The sequence below is a fragment of the Arachidicoccus sp. BS20 genome, from assembly GCF_001659705.1.
GTDB lineage: Bacteria > Bacteroidota > Bacteroidia > Chitinophagales > Chitinophagaceae > Arachidicoccus.
In genome coordinates this window covers 1693307-1713129 of record NZ_CP015971.1, presented here as the reverse complement: position 1 = coordinate 1713129, position 19823 = coordinate 1693307, and the positions used below count along the sequence as shown (strand labels likewise).

General features: G+C 39.4%; 19 protein-coding genes. 14 read left to right on the top strand and 5 right to left on the bottom strand.

Annotation, left to right across the window (positions count from 1 at the left end):
- Positions 1-32 precede the first annotated feature (32 nt).
- From A9P82_RS07695 to A9P82_RS07660, 7 genes are all read left to right on the top strand, one after another.
- Positions 33-3320, top strand: coding sequence for an efflux RND transporter permease subunit (locus A9P82_RS07695; protein WP_066206298.1), 3288 nt, complete (start codon positions 33-35; stop codon positions 3318-3320).
- Complete coding sequence (locus A9P82_RS07690) at positions 3317-3634, top strand: hypothetical protein (RefSeq protein WP_066206295.1); 318 nt, start codon at positions 3317-3319, stop codon at positions 3632-3634. The genes A9P82_RS07695 and A9P82_RS07690 overlap by 4 nt, the downstream gene beginning before the upstream one ends.
- 105 nt (positions 3635-3739) lie before the next feature.
- Complete coding sequence (locus A9P82_RS07685; RefSeq protein ID WP_066206293.1) at positions 3740-3949, top strand: YgaP family membrane protein; 210 nt, start codon at positions 3740-3742, stop codon at positions 3947-3949.
- A gap of 689 nt (positions 3950-4638) precedes the next feature.
- Positions 4639-5202 (top strand): TlpA family protein disulfide reductase, encoded by a 564-nt coding sequence (locus A9P82_RS07675; RefSeq protein ID WP_066206286.1) that lies wholly within the window; start codon positions 4639-4641, stop codon positions 5200-5202.
- Positions 5203-5356: 154 nt separating this feature from the next.
- Positions 5357-5833 (top strand): TlpA family protein disulfide reductase, encoded by a 477-nt coding sequence (locus tag A9P82_RS07670; RefSeq protein ID WP_082915272.1) that lies wholly within the window; start codon positions 5357-5359, stop codon positions 5831-5833.
- 161 nt (positions 5834-5994) lie between these two features.
- Positions 5995-6633: a Crp/Fnr family transcriptional regulator gene (locus tag A9P82_RS07665; RefSeq protein ID WP_066206282.1), complete on the top strand. Its 639-nt coding sequence runs from the start codon at positions 5995-5997 to the stop codon at positions 6631-6633.
- 125 nt (positions 6634-6758) lie between these two features.
- The gene (locus tag A9P82_RS07660) at positions 6759-8564 is read left to right on the top strand and encodes a cytochrome c oxidase subunit I (RefSeq protein ID WP_066206279.1); all 1806 of its coding nucleotides are present in this window, start codon (positions 6759-6761) and stop codon (positions 8562-8564) included.
- Positions 8565-8712: 148 nt separating this feature from the next.
- On the opposite strand, the gene A9P82_RS07655 is transcribed toward A9P82_RS07660, so the two are convergent.
- Entirely contained in the window at positions 8713-9591 is an 879-nt protein-coding gene (locus A9P82_RS07655) for a LysR family transcriptional regulator (protein WP_066206276.1), read from the bottom strand.
- Positions 9592-9816: 225 nt separating this feature from the next.
- On the opposite strand from A9P82_RS07655, the gene A9P82_RS07650 reads away from it, so the two are divergent.
- From A9P82_RS07650 to A9P82_RS07640, 3 genes are read left to right on the top strand one after another with little or no spacing between them, the layout of a single operon-like run.
- A complete protein-coding gene (locus A9P82_RS07650) occupies positions 9817-11004 on the top strand; it encodes a YbfB/YjiJ family MFS transporter (protein WP_066206273.1) in 1188 nt (395 codons plus the stop codon).
- Between the two features lie 40 nt (positions 11005-11044).
- A complete protein-coding gene (locus A9P82_RS07645; protein ID WP_066206271.1) occupies positions 11045-11344 on the top strand; it encodes a DUF4286 family protein in 300 nt (99 codons plus the stop codon).
- Between the two features lie 41 nt (positions 11345-11385).
- Positions 11386-12351 (top strand): alpha/beta fold hydrolase, encoded by a 966-nt coding sequence (locus tag A9P82_RS07640; protein WP_156522625.1) that lies wholly within the window; start codon positions 11386-11388, stop codon positions 12349-12351.
- A 78-nt stretch (positions 12352-12429) separates the two neighbouring features.
- Here the strand turns inward: A9P82_RS07640 and A9P82_RS07635 are convergent, their stop codons facing one another.
- The 3 genes from A9P82_RS07635 to atpD all read right to left on the bottom strand — a co-directional run bounded on the left by A9P82_RS07635 (position 12430) and on the right by atpD (position 15022).
- Positions 12430-13074 carry a Crp/Fnr family transcriptional regulator gene (locus tag A9P82_RS07635; RefSeq protein ID WP_066206268.1) on the bottom strand — a complete coding sequence of 215 codons (645 nt, stop codon included), beginning with the start codon at positions 13072-13074 and terminating at the stop codon, positions 12430-12432.
- 91 nt (positions 13075-13165) lie between these two features.
- Positions 13166-13423, bottom strand: coding sequence for an ATP synthase F1 subunit epsilon (atpC, locus tag A9P82_RS07630; RefSeq protein WP_066206266.1), 258 nt, complete (start codon positions 13421-13423; stop codon positions 13166-13168).
- Positions 13424-13516: 93 nt separating this feature from the next.
- The gene (gene atpD / locus A9P82_RS07625; RefSeq protein WP_066206263.1) at positions 13517-15022 is read right to left on the bottom strand and encodes a F0F1 ATP synthase subunit beta; all 1506 of its coding nucleotides are present in this window, start codon (positions 15020-15022) and stop codon (positions 13517-13519) included.
- Between the two features lie 123 nt (positions 15023-15145).
- Here atpD and A9P82_RS07620 point away from each other — a divergent pair, with 123 nt between their 5' ends.
- Genes A9P82_RS07620 through A9P82_RS07610 form a run of 3 tightly spaced genes read left to right on the top strand, consistent with a single transcriptional unit; the run spans position 15146 to position 18058 of the window.
- Positions 15146-15469: a hypothetical protein gene (locus tag A9P82_RS07620; RefSeq protein WP_156522624.1), complete on the top strand. Its 324-nt coding sequence runs from the start codon at positions 15146-15148 to the stop codon at positions 15467-15469.
- Positions 15470-16126, top strand: coding sequence for an ATP-binding cassette domain-containing protein (locus A9P82_RS07615; RefSeq protein WP_066206258.1), 657 nt, complete (start codon positions 15470-15472; stop codon positions 16124-16126).
- A gap of 27 nt (positions 16127-16153) precedes the next feature.
- Positions 16154-18058: a RecQ family ATP-dependent DNA helicase gene (locus A9P82_RS07610; RefSeq protein WP_066206256.1), complete on the top strand. Its 1905-nt coding sequence runs from the start codon at positions 16154-16156 to the stop codon at positions 18056-18058.
- Here A9P82_RS07610 and holA read toward each other — a convergent pair.
- A complete protein-coding gene (holA, locus tag A9P82_RS07605; protein WP_066206253.1) occupies positions 18055-19050 on the bottom strand; it encodes a DNA polymerase III subunit delta in 996 nt (331 codons plus the stop codon). The two genes, A9P82_RS07610 and holA, sit on opposite strands and share 4 nt — an antisense overlap.
- Positions 19051-19170: 120 nt before the next feature.
- On the opposite strand from holA, the gene A9P82_RS07600 reads away from it, so the two are divergent.
- Positions 19171-19788: a DUF4294 domain-containing protein gene (locus A9P82_RS07600; RefSeq protein WP_066206250.1), complete on the top strand. Its 618-nt coding sequence runs from the start codon at positions 19171-19173 to the stop codon at positions 19786-19788.
- Positions 19789-19823 lie beyond the last annotated feature (35 nt).

Below are 19823 nucleotides of genomic sequence, written 5' to 3'. Positions count from 1 at the left end.
CATCAATCAAAAATTCTTTTTGAATAAAAATTATGGAAAACGGAATTGCAGGAAAAATAGCGAAGTCATTCATTCGTTCCAGGCTCACAATATTGTTGATGATTGCAGGTTTGTTGTTGGGTGCGTACAGCATTATGATGATTCCGCGCGAAGAAGAGCCGCAGATAAAAGTACCGATGATAGATATTTTTATCGGCTATCCCGGCGCAACACCCAAAGAAGTGGAAACAAAAGTAACCGCGCCTATGGAAAAAATTATTTCCAATATTAAAGATGTCAAACATATTTATTCTACTTCGCTGAACGGACAGGCTTCGTTTATCGTACAGTTTGTCGTAGGCGAAGATATTGAACAATCCGAAGTAAAGCTGTACAGCGAGTTGCTGAAACATCAGGATGAAATGCCGGCGGGCGTTACGCAGCCTTTGCTCAAGTTGCGCAGCATCGACGATGTGCCGGTGTATGCACTCACGTTGTGGAGCAAAAATTACAGCAATGGGCAACTGAAAAAAATAGGCGATTATGTAAGCGATGCTTTCAAAAAAGTGGAGAATGTGGCTTCCGTAAAAATCATAGGCGGACGCAGCCGCGAGATAAAAGTGTTGCTGGACAAAGATAAAATGACTGCGCTGCACGTGGACGCGCTTTCTGTTGTGCAGCAATTGCAAGCGCAAAATATACAATTGCCCGGCGGTGTTTTGCGTACCAACGATACGGCGCTTTGGGTACGCACCGGAAATTTCCTGACTTCGGCAGAAGACGTTCGTAATTTGATTGTCGGAACGAATGGACAGCAACCTGTTTTTCTTTCTCAGATAGCGACTGTTGAAAACGGTTTGCAATCGCCTTCGCAATATGTAACTTTCGGTTACGGCAAAGGTTCGGCAGTACAGGCAAAAAATTTTCCATCTGATTATCCTGCGGTTACTTTGGCGGTTTGTAAGAAAAGCGGCAGCGACGCAATGGCGCTTACAAAAGAAATTGATGCGCGTTTAAAGAGCTTAAAGAAAACATTGATTCCGTCCGATGTACACGCAACTATCACACGCAACTCGGGCGAAACCGCTTCGGATAAAGTGTCGGAATTATTGTTGCATTTAGCCATAGCCATTGTTGCCGTTACCGGTTTTGTAATGCTCGCGATGGGCTGGCGCGGCGGGCTTGTGGTGTTTCTTTCCGTGCCGGTTACTTTCGCGCTCACGCTGATGGCGTATTATTTTCTGCATTACACACTCAACAGAATCACGCTGTTTGCCTTGGTATTTATCGTAGGAATTGTGGTGGACGATTCTATCATTATTGCGGAAAATATGCACCGTCATTTCAAACTGCGAAAATTACCTTTTTTACAAGCGGCGATTTTCTCGATTAACGAAGTGGGCAACCCAACCATTCTTGCCACATTTACCGTGATGGCAGCCGTGTTGCCGATGGCTTTTGTAAGTGGAATGATGGGTCCGTATATGAGCCCGATGCCGATTGGTGCAGCAGTTGCAATGTTGCTTTCGCTAATTGTGGCGCTCACGCTCACGCCTTATCTCGGTTATATTTTTTTAAGAGAAACGGAGCATGGGAAAATATTTTCAAACAAGAATATGCGGAGTTCCATCCGACAATTAAATAACAATAAAAAAGATACGGATGAAAAAGAAAAGCAAAAAGAGCCGAAACCTTTGGTAATAGAGCAAACACGCTTGTATAAAATTTACTACAAAATTATTTATCCTTTATTGAATAACCGCGCCAAACGCTGGACGTTTATGCTAGCAACGGCGGCGTTGTTATTGTTGTCTTGTTCGTTCTTTTATTTCAACCGGGTAAAAGTAAAAATGCTGCCTTTTGATAATAAAAATGAATTTCAGATTGTAGTCGATATGCCCGAAGGCACAACGCTGGAACGCACGCAGGCTGCGGTGATGGACATTGCTTCTTATTTGTCGAAACAACCATTAATCAAAAATTATCAAACCTATACAGGCACAGCTTCGCCCATCACTTTCAGCGGTTTGGTAAGGCATTACGATTTGCGGCGTGGTGATAATATGGCGGATATCCAGGTAAATATTCTGGATAAAAAAGACCGCAGTATGCAAAGCCACGAGATTACGGAAATAATGCGCGCACCTATTCAGCAAATTGCGAAGAAATACAATGCCAATGTAAAACTCGTGGAAGTGTCGCCCGGTCCGCCGGTGATGTCCACGCTGGTGGCAGAGATTTACGGACCGGATGATTCCGTGCGGTTACATTTAGCAAAGCAAATAAAAACAATGTTGTCCCAAACCCGCGATGTGGTGGATTTAGATTGGAGCGTGGAAGCCAATCAGCCTGAATATACTTTTGTAATTGACAAAGAAAAAGCGATGCGCAAAGGCGTTGCGCCCGCGCAGATTACGGAAACCGTAAGCGGATTGCTTTCGGGAATGAACGCAGGCGTGCTGCATAATCCTGAAACATATAATCAAACGCCGGTTGTTTTACAACTGCCCGATGAAAGCAAAGACAGAATATATGCTTTGAACAATATCACGATTCGCAACCAATTTGGCAATATGATTCCGTTGAATGATTTGGGTTATTGGCAAAGATGCATTCGCCCGAAAAGCATTGCACGCAAAGACCAGAAGCAAGTGATTTATTTGTTAGCCGATATGGCTGGAAAATTTGAAAGCCCGGTTTATGCGATGAACGCGATGTCCGACAAGCTGAAAAATATTCATTTGCCCAAAGGTTATCATCTTAATATAAACAATACACACGAACCGGAAAATACGGACAACTACACGTTGAAATGGGACGGCGAATGGCAGATAACTTTTGAAGTGTTCCGCGACTTAGGATTGGCTTTCGGCGCGGTCATTATATTAATTTATATATTGATTGTGGGTTGGTTCCAGGATTTCAAAGTGCCGGTTGTAATGCTTGCTGCGATACCGTTATCCCTTATTGGAATTATTCTCGGGCATTGGATTTTGGGCGCGTATTTTACGGCGACTTCGATGATTGGTTTCATTGCATTAGCGGGCGTAATGGTGCGTAATTCCATTTTGCTGATTGACTTCATCAACATCCGGTTAAAAGAAGGCGAAACCTTGCAACAAGCCATCATAGAAGCAGGCGCGGTAAGGACTACGCCGATTTTATTAACGGCAGGCGCGGTAGTTTTAGGTGCAGTAATCATTCTGTTTGACCCGGTGTTTCAAGGATTGGCAATATCGTTGATTGGCGGCACGCTTACTTCTACATTTTTGACGCTGATTGTAGTGCCGTTGCTTTATTTTAAAATGCTGAAGAAAAAATATAAAAACGTTGAGCTATGAAACTATTAATTGTAACTGCGATAAAAGAATGCCGCAAAGATGTAGCGGAAATTTTTGCAAAGAACGGAATCAACGCATACAGCGTTACCAATATTCACGGCGTGCGCAACGATGAAAAAAATGATATGACGGATAATTGGTTCGGCAGCGATTGGGAAGAAGATTATGAATCTATTATGCTGTTCAGTTTTACGGATAATGATGTTGCAGGAAAAATATTAACCGCGATTGAGGCTTTTAATAAAAATAAAAACAGCCGATTTCCCGTGAAGGCAATTGTAGTTCCTGTGGAAAAGACGGTAGGATTTTTTTGAATAAATTTCGCACAACGTTCGCAAAGATACAAAGGCGCAAAGGAGTATTTATTCTGTATTAAAACTCATAAGCGAATTATTCTTTCATTTTAAAAACAAAAAATCATGTGTAAAGAAAACATTGTCCGTGCGGTTGCCGGCACACTTGTATTGATTGGAAGTTTGTTGGCAATCTTTGTAAACAAAGACTGGCTATGGCTTTCTGCGTTTGTAGGATTGAATTTATTACAATCATCCTTCACAAAATTTTGCCCGCTGGAAAAAATTCTTGAGCATTACCATATTGGAGAAAGCCAGCAAAAAAATAAGTTATAAATACCTTCAAGTCGTACATTTTATTTACGAGATGAATATGATTTGTGTGTGTTTTGCACAACAATGATTGAGTACTGAGCTGAAATTTCCAATTATTTGTCACAAATAAAATTAAAGCTACCTTTGTTCAAGTAATGACTAACGAATCGATACATAAAATCAAAAAAATAAGCTTTCGCTTACTTTCCTTCATGTCAATAATGTTGGTTTTGATTGCTAACTGTATCGTAAAGAATGCCATTAAAAATTCAATTGGAGTACCAAGTACATCCATCCATTTTTTAGGTAATAAAACACCGCTGCAGACAGACAATAATATTAACCAAAGTTGTCATTATCTTATTACAAACAATGATTGGAAAATTACTACTCACTCTGACAAATCTACATTTCCAACTGACGTACAAATCTTATTGTTTTTAAGATTTCCAATAAACATCTCCGGCAAACAGGAGAATAATTTTTATTGTACCAACTTTAAATACAGAGATATGCTTCCGTTGTTTCTCCGACAACGAAAGCTACTTATATAATACCGTTTCGCAAGCTATACAAACCTTTAATATAATGATGATTTCTTTATTATCCTATAAAGAAATATAATGTATTGAGCACAAATCATTATAAAACAAATCCATTATTACACTCAAATAAATGTAGCTGAAACTACATTGTCAAAATATTTAAAAATGAAATTAAAAACTTCCATAGCAGCAATGCTATTCATCATAATCGTTGGCACTTCGTCGGCATGCTCATTCAACAGTAACAGTAAAAATAACAATAATAGTACAAAAGATACATCTTTCAATACTCAATCAGTAGCCAATAAAAATGATGCATCGGATATCGTTTTTCGGGATACAAAAGGTAAAGAAATTTCTTTGAGTTCATTAAAAGGAAAAGTTGTGTTCATCAATTTTTGGGCAACTTGGTGTCCGCCATGTAAAAGAGAAATTCCGTCTATTAATCAGTTGAAAAAATCGTTTGAAGGCAATGACAACATTGTATTTCTAATGGTAGATGTGGACAAGAATCTAACTAAGTCGTCTAAATATATGAAAAATCATGATTACGACTTAAGTGTATATGCAGCGCAAAGCCAAATACCTCCGACATTTTTGGAAAATGCTATTCCTACAACTGTCATCATTGATAAAAGTGGTAAAATGGTTGGCAGAGTAGAAGGTGCCGCAGATTATTCGGCACCGCAAGTACACAAAAAATTAGAAGACTTGATACAAAACTCATAAAAATATAAGCTTGTTACCTCTCAATAAATATAGAAGAGATAAGGTGCCAAATTGGAAATACATTAAGAAAAACATTTGGAATATCTTAGCTGTGCTTCTACTGATAGTTTTTATTTTCAGTTCAAAAGCAAAGACTTGGACCTTAAGACAGCTCATGAATACAGGGTTGTTTAATGCGGATATTGCGAATGGACATTCCGAAAAAAAGGAGAAAAACAAGCCTGAAGATTTTTATTTTAAAGATGCAAATAGCCAATTGATGAACACGTCTTCTTTGAGGGGTAAAGTAGTGTTCATCAATTTCTGGGCTTCGTGGTGTCCGCCATGCAGAGCAGAGCTGCCTTCAATAATGGCTTTTTACAAGCAATTTAAAAATGATAAAAACATTTATTTTTTGTTTCTTAATGAAGATACAGATATAAAATCGGCAATTCATTTTTTAAACAGCAACGGATATCAAGTGCCTTTTTATACACAAGAAGGACAAATTTCCGAACAAATATTTACAGGCAGTTTACCCACCACAGTACTCTTAGACAAAAAAGGAAATATGATATATTATCATACCGGAGTCGCAAAATATGACAGTAAAAGTTTTATCAAACAAATTGAGCAATTAATCGAAGAGTAAGCTAAAAAATAGTGGCTATTGCGCATTGTAATAATACTTAAAACATAACAACAATTACTTCACGTTATGAAACATCACCAATGTTTATCATTATTTACAACCCGCTATCAGGAATTTTGTACCGATCAATTGTAAAAAACTTTATTTAATATATTCAGATTATGGAAAATTTTTCATCAAGTAACAGCTTTCTATCTGACAAGTTGTTACAAGAAATAATAGCAGTTGGAACGGTGAAAGAACTTAAAAAAGAAGATGTTTTTTTAGAAAGAAACCGTTACGTAAACATTTTGCCGATTGTATTACACGGATCCTTGACGGGAATGATTACCGATTCTGAAAATAAAGAAATTTCAATGACTCATATAAAAGAAGGAGAAACCTGTGTTATGTTGTATTTGTCAGGAATGTACAGAGAAAAAACAAAGGTTAAAATTATAGCAGAAGTAGATTCTGAAATCGTTGTATTATCTATTGAGAATGCCTTAAAACTGAACAATGATTCTCCCGAATGGGCTACATACCTTTTAAACCTGTATCACCAAAAATTCAACAGGCTTCTCAATACAATTCAATCTATTGCATTTAAAAAAATGGATGAACGAGTGTTGGAATTTCTCCGAGAAAAAGAAAAATTATACAACCGGGGATATATCAATCTTTCGCATGCGCAAATTGCATATGAATTAGGCTCTTCAAGAGTTGTAATATCAAGAACTTTGAAACAATTGGCAGAAGCAGGCGAATTGAAATTGGCCCGGCACAGAATATATTTTTTGAAAAAAAATAATACAATGTAACATAGGTTACCAAATTTATCGCTTATTCATACAAACTTTGTACAAGAACAGAAGATAAAATCTTTAGCAGACTTCTTTCAAGCACTCTATTCAGTGCAATATACAATGTAAGAAAATATATCGATATGAATACGCTCACTTTAAGCAAGGAGCATGATGCGAAAGCTGCAACTCATGCGTTACCTCATCACAAAGAAACTTTTATTACAAAGTACATTTTCAGCCAAGACCACAAAATGATTGGTAAGCAATTTCTACTTACAGGGATTGTTTGGGCATTGTTGGGAGGTTTTATGTCAGTACTGTTTCGTATTCAATTGGCTTATCCTGCATCTTCATTTCCATGGTTGGAAACAATTTTAGGAAGATATGCTCCGGGAGGTCATATTTCGCCCGAAGCATATTATTCTTTGGTAACGATTCACGGAACCGTCATGTTGTTTTTTGTATTGACGGGCGGCCTCAGCGGCACTTTTGCCAATTTTCTTATTCCTTTACAGATAGGGGCAAGGGACATGGCTTCACCTTTGATGAATATGCTCAGTTACTGGTTTTTCTTTGCCGGCAGCGTAGTGATGCTTTCTTCATTTTTTGTAGCCTCAGGTCCATCAGGCAACGGATGGACAAGTTATCCTCCATTGAGTGCATTGGCACAAGCATCGACCGGTTCGGGCAGTGGGATGGATTTGTGGCTGGCATCTATTATTTTGTTTGTGGTATCGCAATTATTAGGTGGTATCAATTATATATCAACGGTATTAAATATGCGTACAAAAGGCATGAGCATGACCAGACTTCCTTTAACCGTTTGGGGATTGTTTTTACAGGCGGTATTAGGCGTATTGTCTTTTCCCGTTTTGTTTGCGGGATACATTCTGCTGATATTTGACCGTCACTTCGGTACAAGTTTTTTCTTATCTGATATATATATTGGTGGCCAGGCTCTGGCACATGAAGGAGGCAACGCAATTTTATACCAACATTTATTCTGGTTCTTAGGACACCCGGAAGTATATATTGTGATTTTACCGGCAATGGGCATTGTGTCGGAAGTAATGTCCGTAAATACGCGTAAACCAATATTCGGTTATTCCGCAATGGTTATGTCTATGTTTGCCATTGTGATACTTGCGTTTCTTGTATGGGCACATCATATGTTTGTAACGGGACTCAATCCTTTCTTGGGATCGGTTTTTGTGTTATTGACCTTGCTGATTGCCGTTCCTTCGGCGATTAAAGTATTTAACTGGCTTACTACTTTGTGGCGCGGAAATATCAGGTTTACTCCGGGAATGCTCTTTGCAATCGGTTTTGTGAGCGTATTCATATCGGGCGGACTGACGGGTATTTACTTGGGAAACTCTGCCATCGACATACATATTCACGATACTTATTTTTTGATTGCACATTTTCATTTAGTCATGGCAGTTGCAGGATTTTTCGGTATGTTCTGCGGTATTTATCACTGGTTTCCCAAGATGTTCGGCAGATTTATGAACACCACTTTAGGATCTGTTCATTTCTGGGTAACGCTTATAGGCTGTTATCTTATTTTTTGGCCGATGTACTACGAAGGATTGGCGGGATTACCGCGCAGGTATTATGATTACAGCGGGTGGGAAAGTTTTAAACAGTTTCTTCCGTTAAACAGATTTATTACCGTTGTAACTATTATAACATTTATCGCACAGTTTTTATTTCTGTTCAACTTTTTTTATTCTATATTTAAAGGAAGAAAGGTTTCCGGAAAAAATCCATGGAAAGCCAATACACTGGAGTGGACAACCCCGATTAATGTATCGCACGGTAACTGGCCGGGCGATATTCCAGAAGTTCACCGTTGGGCATACGACTACGGAAAAGACGGAATTGATTATACACCACAAACAACGCCTATTGGGCAGGAAAATAAATCGCAAGCAGGAATTTAATAAATTATCCTTTACCAAATTTTGTCCGCAGGAAAAGATTCTGGAACATTACCATATTGAAGAGGGCAAGTGCTGATTGTAATGTGTAAGCATTTGTACGCAATAACGGAATATAATAATTCAACATTATTTAATCCATTCCTGAAAGCTATACCGAATAACCGTCTTTAACGGATTTCAAAAACATGGCGTATCCATCGCTCATTGGGAAGTCTTTTCGTTTGATGAAATGAGTGGTGCATTTGGCTTTTCGTTTGGGCAGGGAAAATGTATGCAGACTTCTGTACGAATAATTTTTGCGGATAAGTTCCGCCGGCAGTAAAGTAATGCCGATACCTGTTTCAACGGAATTGATAATGCCGTCCAAAGTATCCATCTCTATAAATTTATACGTTTCAATACCTTTACCATTTAATATTTCGCATAGCCTTTCGCGATAGGCGCAGCCTTTGCTGAATACTATTAATTTAACAGGATTGGAATGACTTAAAGCTTCTTCCAACGTGCTGTTCAAAGACGATGATATAATAGAAAGCTCTTCCGTAAATACGGGTTCAATGTCCAATGCCGCGTTGTTTACCTTGCCTGAAACAAAAGCCCCGTCTAATTTAAAAGATAAAACGTCTTTTATCAAACTTGATGTAGTGCCTGTTTTTAACCTGAATTCCATATCGGGATAACGTTTGGTGAAATTACCGAGAATGCCCGGCGCTCTTAAGGCTGCCGTAGAATGTATGCAGCCGATTTTCACAATACCGCTTGGCGGTAAATTGCTTTTGCTTACGGAAGAAATTGTTTTGTCAATCAACAATTGCATTTCCTTAGCAGCCTTTAAAACCTGCAAACCCTCATCGGTCAATTCAATTCTACGGGTGGTGCGTGTCAATAGTTTCGCCCGAAAAAAATCTTCTAAATACTTAACCCTTGCCGTTACGTTTGACTGAACGGTATTGGCTACCGCCGCCGCTTTGGTAAAGCTTCCGTATTCGGCAACAGCTTGAAATATTTTAAGGTCATTAATATTCATAGCTTACCTTTTAATCATAATAAATGATAAGTAATTATCTTATTTTATCGTTTGTAGTATCACAAAAATAGGAAGAATTTTGCATCAACAAAATATCATTTGTGATGAATTTGAAAGTTGGTCAGGGCAATCCATTCATCTGTTCTCATTCGCTTCTACGGGTGATATTATTAAGGAGCTTATTGAATCTGTTCAGGCATATTAATTATCTGTAAAAGAAAAAACGTGAAAACATCTTTTGATAAACGGAACTATTTTGTAACGGCATTTACGGGATTATCGGCGTTGCTTATCGGTATTGGCTTAGGACGCTTCGGTTATCCGCCGTTGATTCCCGCGCTGATTAATCATAAATGGTTTACCGTAGCGCAGGCAGATTATTTAGGCGCAGCCAATTTAACGGGATATATTTTCGGTTCGGTCGTAGCCACACTGCTGAACAGGTACATACCATCAGTTACTCTCATCAAGTCAATGCTTATTATTACGCTTATTACCTTTTTGGGTTGCGCTTATCCTTTACCATTTATTCTTTATTTCGTTTTACGGTTGATAGCGGGCGTCACAGGCGGCGTATTAATGGTAGTAACCGCGCCTACACTTTTCAAACATGCGGCAAAAGAAAGAAAGGGTGTAATAGGCGGATTGATTTTTTCGGGTGTCGGTATCGGCATTGCGCTGGCAGGCACTATCATTCCTTTATTGGTAACAAACGGAATCCGTCAAACCTGGTTTGCTTTTGCTATTGCGGCAGCCATTTTAATTATCGTTACCTGGAAAGGCTGGCCCAATGGCAGTAACGAAAAGCATCTGCCATTGGTGGAGAAGCATTCGGGCAAGCACAAAAAGATTGCCAACCGAACCGTTTTATTGTTGCTGGTTTCGTACGCTTGCAACGCTATTGGCTTTGTGCCACACACGGTTTTTTGGGTGGATTTTATCAGCCGCGGGTTGCATTTGGGTATAGATAAGGGCACACAGTTTTGGGTATTGTTAGGATTGGCGGCAGCTATCGGTCCGTTGTTTACAGGCTACATTGCAGACAAAGTGGGCTTTGCAAAAAGCATCCGTATCAGCCTTGCGGTAAAAGCAATCGGCGTAATACTTCCTTTAGTTTCTACCGCTACCTGGAGCCTTGCCGTGTCCGGCATTTTTGTGGGCAGCCTGGCATTAGGCATCAGTTCCTTAGCTGCGGGAAGAACGGCAGAACTGGTTTTGCCCGCACATCAGAAAAAAGCGTGGAGCTATATGACTATCACTTACTCTGTTTCGCACGCGTTGACGGCGTACATACTCACTTATATTTTTTCCATTTATCATTCCTATTATTTGCTGTTTGTCATTGGTGCCGTGGCGCTGATTATAGGAAGTGTTACGGACTATTGGAGTTCCATATCCGTTCGACAGCATTAAAAAAATATGTTTTCATAAATCAGTTTTTCAAATAAAAATTATGGTGTCATACAATGTTTTTATAAAAACGGAAAAAGAAATTGAAAATGATTTTGCGCAATGGTTTCGCAAAGAGCATATTCCGCAAATAATTGCTACAGGCTGTTTTGAGGGCTTTATACTAAGCAGGCAAATTGAACCTATTGATAATGGAAACAAAGTACTGGTATGCCGATTTTTCTGTAAGAGCTTTGCAGAATATCAACATTATATAAATGATTTCAGTAAAAAAATGAGAGATGATTTTCCCGAACGATTTCTGAATAAATATAAAATAAGCAGAACCGTAGAGCAACGCTAACGGGCAATTACGAATAACTAAAAACAATAAATATCAGGCAAATGAAAAAAATAATAAACGGATTATTCCTTGTAATGGCAGCAATGTTCCTGATTAAAAACAATATTATGGCACAGACTTCTACTTCAAAAAAAACAGCAAACAATGCATCCACTATCTTGTACAAAACCGTTAGAATAAACGGACAAAATATTTTTTACAGAGAAGCCGGGCAAGCCGACAAGCCTGTAATCCTTTTCCTGCACGGCTTTCCGTCATCGTCCCGCATGTGGCAACCCTTGCTGGAAAATTTATCGGATAATTACCATGTAATAGCGCCAGACTATATCGGGTTCGGACACAGCAGCCAGCCACCCGCAGATAGCTTTGACTATACATTTGATAACCTTGCCGCCTACATGATTAAGTTTATCAATCGGTTGGTGCTAAAGAAATTTGTGCTGGTAGTACAGGATTACGGCGGTCCGATAGGAATGCGCATAGCGGAAAAATATCCCGAAAAAATTCAGGCAATCGTTGTTCAGAATGCCGTTTGCCATAAAGAAGGGCTTTCGCCTTTATGGCAAACCCGGAAAGCTTTTTGGGCAAATAAGCAAAGATATTACGATGCCGTAAAGAAGAATTTTATAAGTCTGGAAGCCACTAAGCAAAGACATATCGGCAACACGCCCACGCCCGAAAAAATTGACCCCGATACTTATACGGATGAATATTTATTTCTGAACAAGCCCGGTATGGCAGACATTCAGCTGAATCTTTTTTACGACTATCAAAACAACGTGAAGCACTATCCCGAATGGCAGGAATGGCTGAAAAAACATCAACCCAAAATGCTGGTTGTTTGGGGAAAATACGACCCCTCATTTACGGTGGAAGGCGCGTGGAAATACAAGGATGATGTACCCACCGCCGAAGTACATATCGTCAATGGTGGTCATTTCGCGCTGGATGAAGCCGAACCTGAAATACTACACATGATGCGAGATTTTTTGAAAAGGGCTTTATAGCTGAAGGCTAAAATTTACAACTTTGTGTCTTTGCAGCTTTACGAGAAATTATTATTGTGTAATTGAAGGATAGTAATTTCAGTGCATCGTAATGGCATTGCGTTGAATGGTAAGCATTCCTTTTTGTTCCATTTTTTTCAATAATCTGGAAATAACTTCTCTTGTGGAATGCAGGTCGTCTGCTATTTGCTGATGTGTTAGTTCCAGCGGGCGACCATCATTTTTTTGCCATTGCGTTTGCAAATATTCTTCCAGCCGTTCATCTAATTTTTTAAACACTACGCTGTCAAAAGCCGAAAGCAAATCGTCGAAACGATAACGATATGTTTCGACTACAAACCTGTACCACGATTTGTTGCTGCGCATCAAAGTTTCCATCGCTTGTACAGGCACTAAAATTATCGTGCTGTCTTTTTGCGCTTTAATCATCACTTTGCTGATTTCCCTCTTAGACGCACATACGAGTGAGAATGCACAAGCATTTCCCGGTTCGAGATAATACAAAAATATTTCGCCCTCATCTTCGCCTTCGCGGTACACTTTCATTTCGCCGTCAGCTACGAGTGTAATGTATTTCAGGTGTTTGCCCGAGCGAAGGATTAATGTTCCGGCTTTTATTTCTTCTGCAATGCCGTGTTCACAAATGAAGTCCTTGACGGTATTGTCAAAAAACGGAAAATGTTCTGAGAGTAATGTTTTGATATAGTCTTTATCGTTATTCATTGCTATGTCGTAAAGATAATATCATTTCAATAAAAAAACCTTTCGTCATTTTCGACGAAAGGTTTTATATATTTTTTAGTGCGATGCTTTGTTAATTCAATTCGGTAGCACCTTCGACCAAAACGGTGGCTTTGTTGTTGAGCACTTCCACAAATCCGCTTGTGATAGCAAAATTTCTATCATTGCTATTGGCGGAGCGCAGCACTTTTACATTGCCTTTGCCCAAAGCGCTTACTAACGGTGCGTGCTTGTCTAATACTTCAAACAAACCTTCTACGCCCGGCAATTGTACGCCATAGACTTCGCCGCTGTATATTCTTTTTTCGGGAGTTAATATTTCTAATAACATAATTTGAAAATTTGTGCATTTGAAAATTTGAAAATGGTTTTCAGTATGAATACTAATTTTCAAATTAGTTCATCTTCAAATTTTCAAATTGATTTAACCTTGCGCTTGCGCCAATAGTTTTTTACCTTTTTCAATTGCATCTTCCAAAGTTCCTACAAGGTTGAAAGCAGCTTCAGGATAATCATCCACTTCGCCGTCCATAATGGAATTGAATGCGCGGATTGTATCATCAATGTTTACAAATACACCTTTCAAACCTGTAAACTGTTCTGCAACGTGGAATGGTTGCGATAAGAAACGTTGAACTTTACGCGCACGCGCAACAGTCAGTTTATCTTCGTCGCTGAGTTCGTCCATACCCAAAATCGCGATGATGTCCTGCAATTCTTTATAGCGTTGTAAAATCAATTTTACTCTGTTTGCACAGTCGTAATGTTTGTCGCCCACGATTGCCGGCGTCAAAATTCTTGAAGTAGAATCCAACGGGTCAACTGCAGGATAAATACCCAAATCCGCAATTTTACGGCTCAATACAGTCGTCGCATCCAAGTGAGCAAATGTTGTTGCAGGAGCAGGGTCGGTCAAGTCATCCGCAGGTACATATACCGCCTGTACGGAAGTGATTGAACCATTTTTTGTTGAAGTAATTCTTTCCTGCATCAAACCCATTTCCGTAGCCAAAGTAGGCTGGTAACCCACGGCTGATGGCATACGTCCCAACAATGCCGAAACTTCAGAGCCTGCCTGTGTAAAACGGAAGATATTATCTACGAAAAACAAGATGTCTTTACCTTTACCTGTGCCGTCGCCGTCGCGAAAATATTCTGCAATGGTCAATCCACTCAAAGCTACGCGCGCGCGCGCTCCGGGCGGTTCGTTCATTTGACCGAATACGAATGTTGCTCTTGATTCTTTCAAGCCTTCCAAATCCACAGCGCTCAAATCCCATCCGCCTTCTTCCATCGAATGTTGGAATTTGTCGCCATATTTCATAATGCCGGCTTCAATCATTTCGCGGAGCAAATCGTTTCCTTCGCGGGTACGTTCGCCTACGCCTGCAAATACAGACAGACCTCCGTAGCCTTTTGCAATATTGTTAATCAGTTCCTGAATCAATACGGTTTTCCCTACACCCGCACCACCGAACAAACCAATTTTACCGCCTTTTGCGTAAGGTTCAATCAAGTCGATAACTTTGATACCTGTAAACAATACTTCTGTTGCAGTATTCAGGTCTTCAAATGCAGGCGGCTGGTTGTGAATAGGACGACCATTTTCTTTTGAAACGGCAGGCAAGCCGTCAATCGGGTCGCCGGTAACGTTAAACAAGCGACCATTGATTTTGTCGCCTACGGGCATAGTGATGGGTTTTCCCGTGTCGGTTACTTCCATACCACGTACAAGACCTTCGGTACCTTCCATTGAAATGGTACGCACGCTGTCTTCGCCGAGGTGCTGTTGTACTTCGAGAACCAGCTTGTCGCCGTTTTCTTTTACCAGTTCCAATGAATTGTAGATTTCGGGCAACTGCTGCTCGTTGGGGAAATGAACATCGACTACCGCGCCGATAATTTGCTTAATTTTACCTTTGTTCGCCATAAATGACAAGAAATTTAATTTCTTTTAAATGAAAATGACAGTCGCAAAATGCGGCTATTTTGAAATTTCGGCAAAGGTAAGGGAATGGAACTTTTTTCGGGAAAAAAAGAGAAAATTAATTTAATGATGATAAATGTCGTGAAATTTTTGAGCAAACTCAAACACATTCTTTTCTTTTATCGTTCTTTTTGGCTCGCATCTGCCATTATTAATACTGGCTGCGGCATTGCAGTTTTCAAATTTGGATTAGAAGAAGTTGCGCCGTGTTTATGGCTGAAAATATTTTCCTGTACGATTATTTATTTTCTTGTAAATGAATACAAGAAAAACGAATATTATTATTACCTGAATGTAGGTATCGGAAAAAGATTGTTGTGGAGCGTGGTTTTCGTTTTTGATTTTCTGTTTTCATTTTTGTTTCTGTTCATTATTTACAAAATCCGATAGATGCTTCATTCATTGAAAATAGACAGCGTGCGTTTGTCTTTTGACGGAAAACTTGTGTTATCGTCCGCATATATAAATAGTGAAACGGGAAAAATCTCTGCTTTGCTCGGACGAAACGGTACGGGAAAATCCTGTTTGTTCAGAGTTGCAATTGGCGTATTGAAAACAGAAGATGTTTCGGTATCGATTGACAGCGCATCTTATTTTTATGCAAAAGAAAAAAGCAGGTTAATCACTTATTTGCCACAATTTAATTTTATTCCAAGGCGATTAACTTTAGAAAGAATACTTAAAAATTTTGACATTCCCAAAGAGAAATTACTATCAAACTTTCCGCATTTTTCAGCATCTCTTGGTAAAAAAATGTTTGATTTTTCGGGCGGAGAAAGAAGACTGATTGAAGTTTTTGTTATTATATTTTCCAATAGTTTGTTTTCCATTCTGGATGAACCTTTTTCCGAACTGATGCCTTTGCATATCGAAAAAATAAAAGAAATCTTATTGAATGAAAAACAGCGTAAAGGTTTTATCGTTACCGACCATTTGTATAAACAAGTGATGGATATAAGCGACGACGTTTATGTGTTGTCGAATCATAATGTTTATAAAATAAGGGAGGTGGAAGAAATTGAAAAATTGGGTTATGCGAGATTATGATTTTAATTTAGCCCTCAAATAAAATTTTTGCCTACACCGATCGACATATTAAAAACTTATTGGGGCTTTTCCGCTTTTCGCGGCGAGCAGGAAAATATTATCCGCGCGGTTTTGCAAAAGAAAGATGTGCTTGCGCTGTTGCCCACCGGCGGTGGAAAATCTGTCTGTTTCCAAATTCCCGCGATGATGAGCGACGGCGTTTGCCTCATCATCACACCATTGATTGCGTTGATGAAAGACCAAGCCGAAAATCTCAAAAACAAAGGCATTTCTGCCTGCGCCATTCATTCAGGTTTGAGCAACGATGAAGTCTCGGACGAATTGGAAAATGCCGTGCGCGGCGATTATAAATTTTTATACATTTCTCCCGAACGTATTGATACGTCTGCGTTTCAGCGAGTTGTCGAGGTGCTAAATGTGAACTTAATTGCTGTTGATGAAGCACATTGTATTTCACAATGGGGCTACGATTTTCGTCCGTCGTATTTGCGGATTGTGGAGTTGAAAAAATATTTTCCCGGTGTTCCGATGCTTGCTTTGACGGCTTCTGCAACGCCAAATGTTCAAAAAGATATTGTCGAAAAATTGTTGTTCAAAAACTACGAAGTTTTTCGTAGCTCGTTTCAGAGACCGAATATTTCTTACGAAGTAATTTTTTGCGATAACAAAATTGACAAGCTCTCAAAAATTTTATTGCAACAAAACGGCAGCGCCATTGTTTATTGCAAAACACGAAGACTTACGCAAGACGTAAGTAAATTATTACGAATAAAAAACATTGATGCGGATTTTTACCACGCGGGACTTTCGCAGGAAATTCGTGATGCGAAACAACAAAACTGGATGCAAAATAAAACGCGCGTGATTGTTTGCACCAACGCTTTCGGCATGGGCATAGACAAGCCGGATGTAAGAATTGTAGCACATTACGATGCGCCCGACTGCCTGGAAAATTATTATCAGGAAGCAGGACGCGCGGGGCGCGACGGCAAAGCTGCAAGAGCCATTTTGCTGTATCAAAATCGCGACATAAAAGACCTGAAATCCTTGCCGGATGTGCGTTTTCCGAAGTTTGATGAAATTAAAAAAGCGTATCAGCATCTTTGTGATTTTTTGCAAATTCCCATTGGCATTGGCGAAGGAAATTTTTACGATTTCGATTTTAATACGTTCATCAAAAACTTTAAGCTCGATGCTGTGCAAACCATTTATTGCATCAAGGCTTTGGAGCAGGCAGGCTTTATTTCGTTTAATGAAAATATTTTTCTTCCGTCGAAAGTTGGCTTTACGATTGACAAGGAAAGTCTGTTTGATTTTGAAAATAATTATCCCGCATACGAACCTTTAATTAAAGTATTATTGCGCAGTTACGACAGTATTTTTTCTTACCGCGTTTCTGTTTTTGAAAAGCAATTGGCGAGGTTGCTATGCATTTCCGGAGAAGCAGTAACGCAGCAACTGCAAGCATTACAGCGATTTGGCGTGCTTGAATATTTACCGAAAAAAGAAACGCCGCAAATATTTTTTCTTACCAATCGTGCGCCCGCGGAATTTCTTTTGTTCAACCACGAAGATTATTTAAAGCGGAAAAAAATATTTGTCAATCGTGTTGAAAAAATGCTGCAATATATTCACACCAATACTTGCAGAAGCGTTTTTATTGCGCAATACTTTGGCGATGAAAATACGCAGCGTTGCGGTGTTTGTGACAATTGCACAGAGTCGAAAAATGAAAAATTATCTGCGAAAGAATTTGCGTCAATCACTTCGGAAATTTTGCATTTATTGAAGCAAAAATCTTCTCTCGATACGAAAGGTTTGATAAATGAATTGAATAATTTTTCTTCCGAAAAAGTGAAAGAGACTTTGCGCTATTTGCGGAGTGAGCGAAAAATTAAAATGGACGTTGTGGGGAATTTTTCATTACATTAATACATCATCTTTACCATCATTTCCTTCATCAAATCCGCATCGCTTGTACCCGCATCATTAATGCCGATGCTGCGCAGATTGTATTTGTGTAGCAACAACAAAATATTTTCAACACCTTGAGCACCGTAGTTTTTAGCGGCTTGCACATAATCTTTTACAAAGTAAGGATTCACGCCAATCGCAGATGCCACGGCACTTTCGCCGCCGCTCACGCCAAAGACCATCGCCGTTTTACTGAAGAAATTATACAACGTTGGCAGTATCACTTGAATAGGTGCGGCTTTCGGGTTTTGTTCAAAATATTGGACAATGCGTACAGCTTTCGACAAATTTTTCTGCGCAATGGCAAGCTGCAATTCAAACGCATTAAACTCCTTGCTGATGCCCACATAAGTTTCAATATCTTCTTCCGTAATGTTCTTTCTGTCGCGCAGGTTTACGAGTATTTTGTTCACTTCATTTTCGATGCGCGAAAGGTCGTTGCCAATATGGTCTACCAACAACAATACGGCTTTTTGATTAATAGTGTAGCCATGTTGCTGTACCATTTGCTGCGTCCATTCAGGCAGCTTGGAATCGTATATTTTTTTCGTAGAAAAAAGTTCGCCTTTTTGCTTTACGGTTTTTGCCAGCTTGGTGCGCGCATCCAATTTTTTTTCTTTGTAGCCAACTACTAAAACCGTTGAAGGCTGCGGCTGCTCAAAATATGTTTCCAGCTTCGCAATGTCTTTCATGTATTGCGCTTCTTTGAGCAATACCACTTGCCGCTCGGCAAACATGGGAAATCGTTTGCACGCATTCAGCACTTCCGTCCATTCCGCATCGCGCCCGTAAAATACCGTGAGGTTAAAGCCCGCTTCGGCTTCGGATAAAATGTGATGCTCGGCGTAGTCCATTATTTTATCTATATAATAATTTTCTTCGCCTTCGAGCCAATAAAAAGGTTTGTAAATATTTTTCTTCCAGTCCGAAATAATTTGTTCTGCCGACATACGGCAAATGTAGCGGAATATAACGTTTCTTTGACGGCGGATTTAACGTTTTGCAAAAAGGAATTAATTTTTATCAATTTATTTTTGTCGGCTTGATAATTCCTTTATTTTTATCCATTCATGAACGGATTTAAGGACATAGTAATTCTTTCTGCTGTTTTGTTTTTATCCTTTATTTCGGTACAGGCAAAATCCCAGCTCATTATAGGACGGTATGATACGATAAGAGTTGAAGTTACCATTACCGACGAAGGCGAAAAAGTGCCTACCGGAGAATTAGACCCGTTGTTCCTGTATGCCAGAGCCAATGCAAAAATGCGTAAGATGTACGAAGCATGGACAAGGCTGCGCAATGCCGTGTACGTTACCTATCCGTATGCGAAAACGGCTTCGCGTGTTATCAACGAGATAAACCGCGAATTAGTAGGCGTTACCAACAGGAAAAAACGCAAAGCGATTATCAAATCACATGAAAAAGAGTTGCGTACGCAATTTACAAGTAAGATTAAAAACCTGTCTGTTTATCAGGGAAAGGTGCTAATGAAACTGATTTGCCGTGAAACAGGCAGCAGTTGTTACGAAATTCTTGATGAATATAAGGGCGATTTTAATGCGTTTGTATATCAAGGCGTGGCAAAACTTTTTGGTTCGAGTCTCAAACAAACTTACGACCCCAACGGCGAAGACCGTTCCATAGAAATATTGGTACAGCAGGCACAGGCATATTACAGGTTTTAAGAAACATCGGCAAAGCAACATCATTGTTATTTATC

Coding starts and splice junctions, on each gene's coding strand:
- A9P82_RS07615 (WP_066206258.1), top strand. CDS start 15,470: ATGCTTCATTCATTGAAAATAGACAGCGTGCGTTTGTCTTTTGACGGA.
- A9P82_RS07675 (WP_066206286.1), top strand. CDS start 4,639: ATGAAATTAAAAACTTCCATAGCAGCAATGCTATTCATCATAATCGTT.
- A9P82_RS07685 (WP_066206293.1), top strand. CDS start 3,740: ATGTGTAAAGAAAACATTGTCCGTGCGGTTGCCGGCACACTTGTATTG.
- atpC (WP_066206266.1), bottom strand. CDS start 13,423: ATGTTATTAGAAATATTAACTCCCGAAAAAAGAATATACAGCGGCGAA.
- A9P82_RS07690 (WP_066206295.1), top strand. CDS start 3,317: ATGAAACTATTAATTGTAACTGCGATAAAAGAATGCCGCAAAGATGTA.
- A9P82_RS07665 (WP_066206282.1), top strand. CDS start 5,995: ATGGAAAATTTTTCATCAAGTAACAGCTTTCTATCTGACAAGTTGTTA.
- A9P82_RS07670 (WP_082915272.1), top strand. CDS start 5,357: ATGAATACAGGGTTGTTTAATGCGGATATTGCGAATGGACATTCCGAA.
- atpD (WP_066206263.1), bottom strand. CDS start 15,022: ATGGCGAACAAAGGTAAAATTAAGCAAATTATCGGCGCGGTAGTCGAT.
- A9P82_RS07635 (WP_066206268.1), bottom strand. CDS start 13,074: ATGAATAACGATAAAGACTATATCAAAACATTACTCTCAGAACATTTT.
- A9P82_RS07645 (WP_066206271.1), top strand. CDS start 11,045: ATGGTGTCATACAATGTTTTTATAAAAACGGAAAAAGAAATTGAAAAT.
- holA (WP_066206253.1), bottom strand. CDS start 19,050: ATGTCGGCAGAACAAATTATTTCGGACTGGAAGAAAAATATTTACAAA.
- A9P82_RS07695 (WP_066206298.1), top strand. CDS start 33: ATGGAAAACGGAATTGCAGGAAAAATAGCGAAGTCATTCATTCGTTCC.
- A9P82_RS07620 (WP_156522624.1), top strand. CDS start 15,146: ATGATGATAAATGTCGTGAAATTTTTGAGCAAACTCAAACACATTCTT.
- A9P82_RS07660 (WP_066206279.1), top strand. CDS start 6,759: ATGAATACGCTCACTTTAAGCAAGGAGCATGATGCGAAAGCTGCAACT.
- A9P82_RS07640 (WP_156522625.1), top strand. CDS start 11,386: ATGAAAAAAATAATAAACGGATTATTCCTTGTAATGGCAGCAATGTTC.
- A9P82_RS07655 (WP_066206276.1), bottom strand. CDS start 9,591: ATGAATATTAATGACCTTAAAATATTTCAAGCTGTTGCCGAATACGGA.
- A9P82_RS07600 (WP_066206250.1), top strand. CDS start 19,171: ATGAACGGATTTAAGGACATAGTAATTCTTTCTGCTGTTTTGTTTTTA.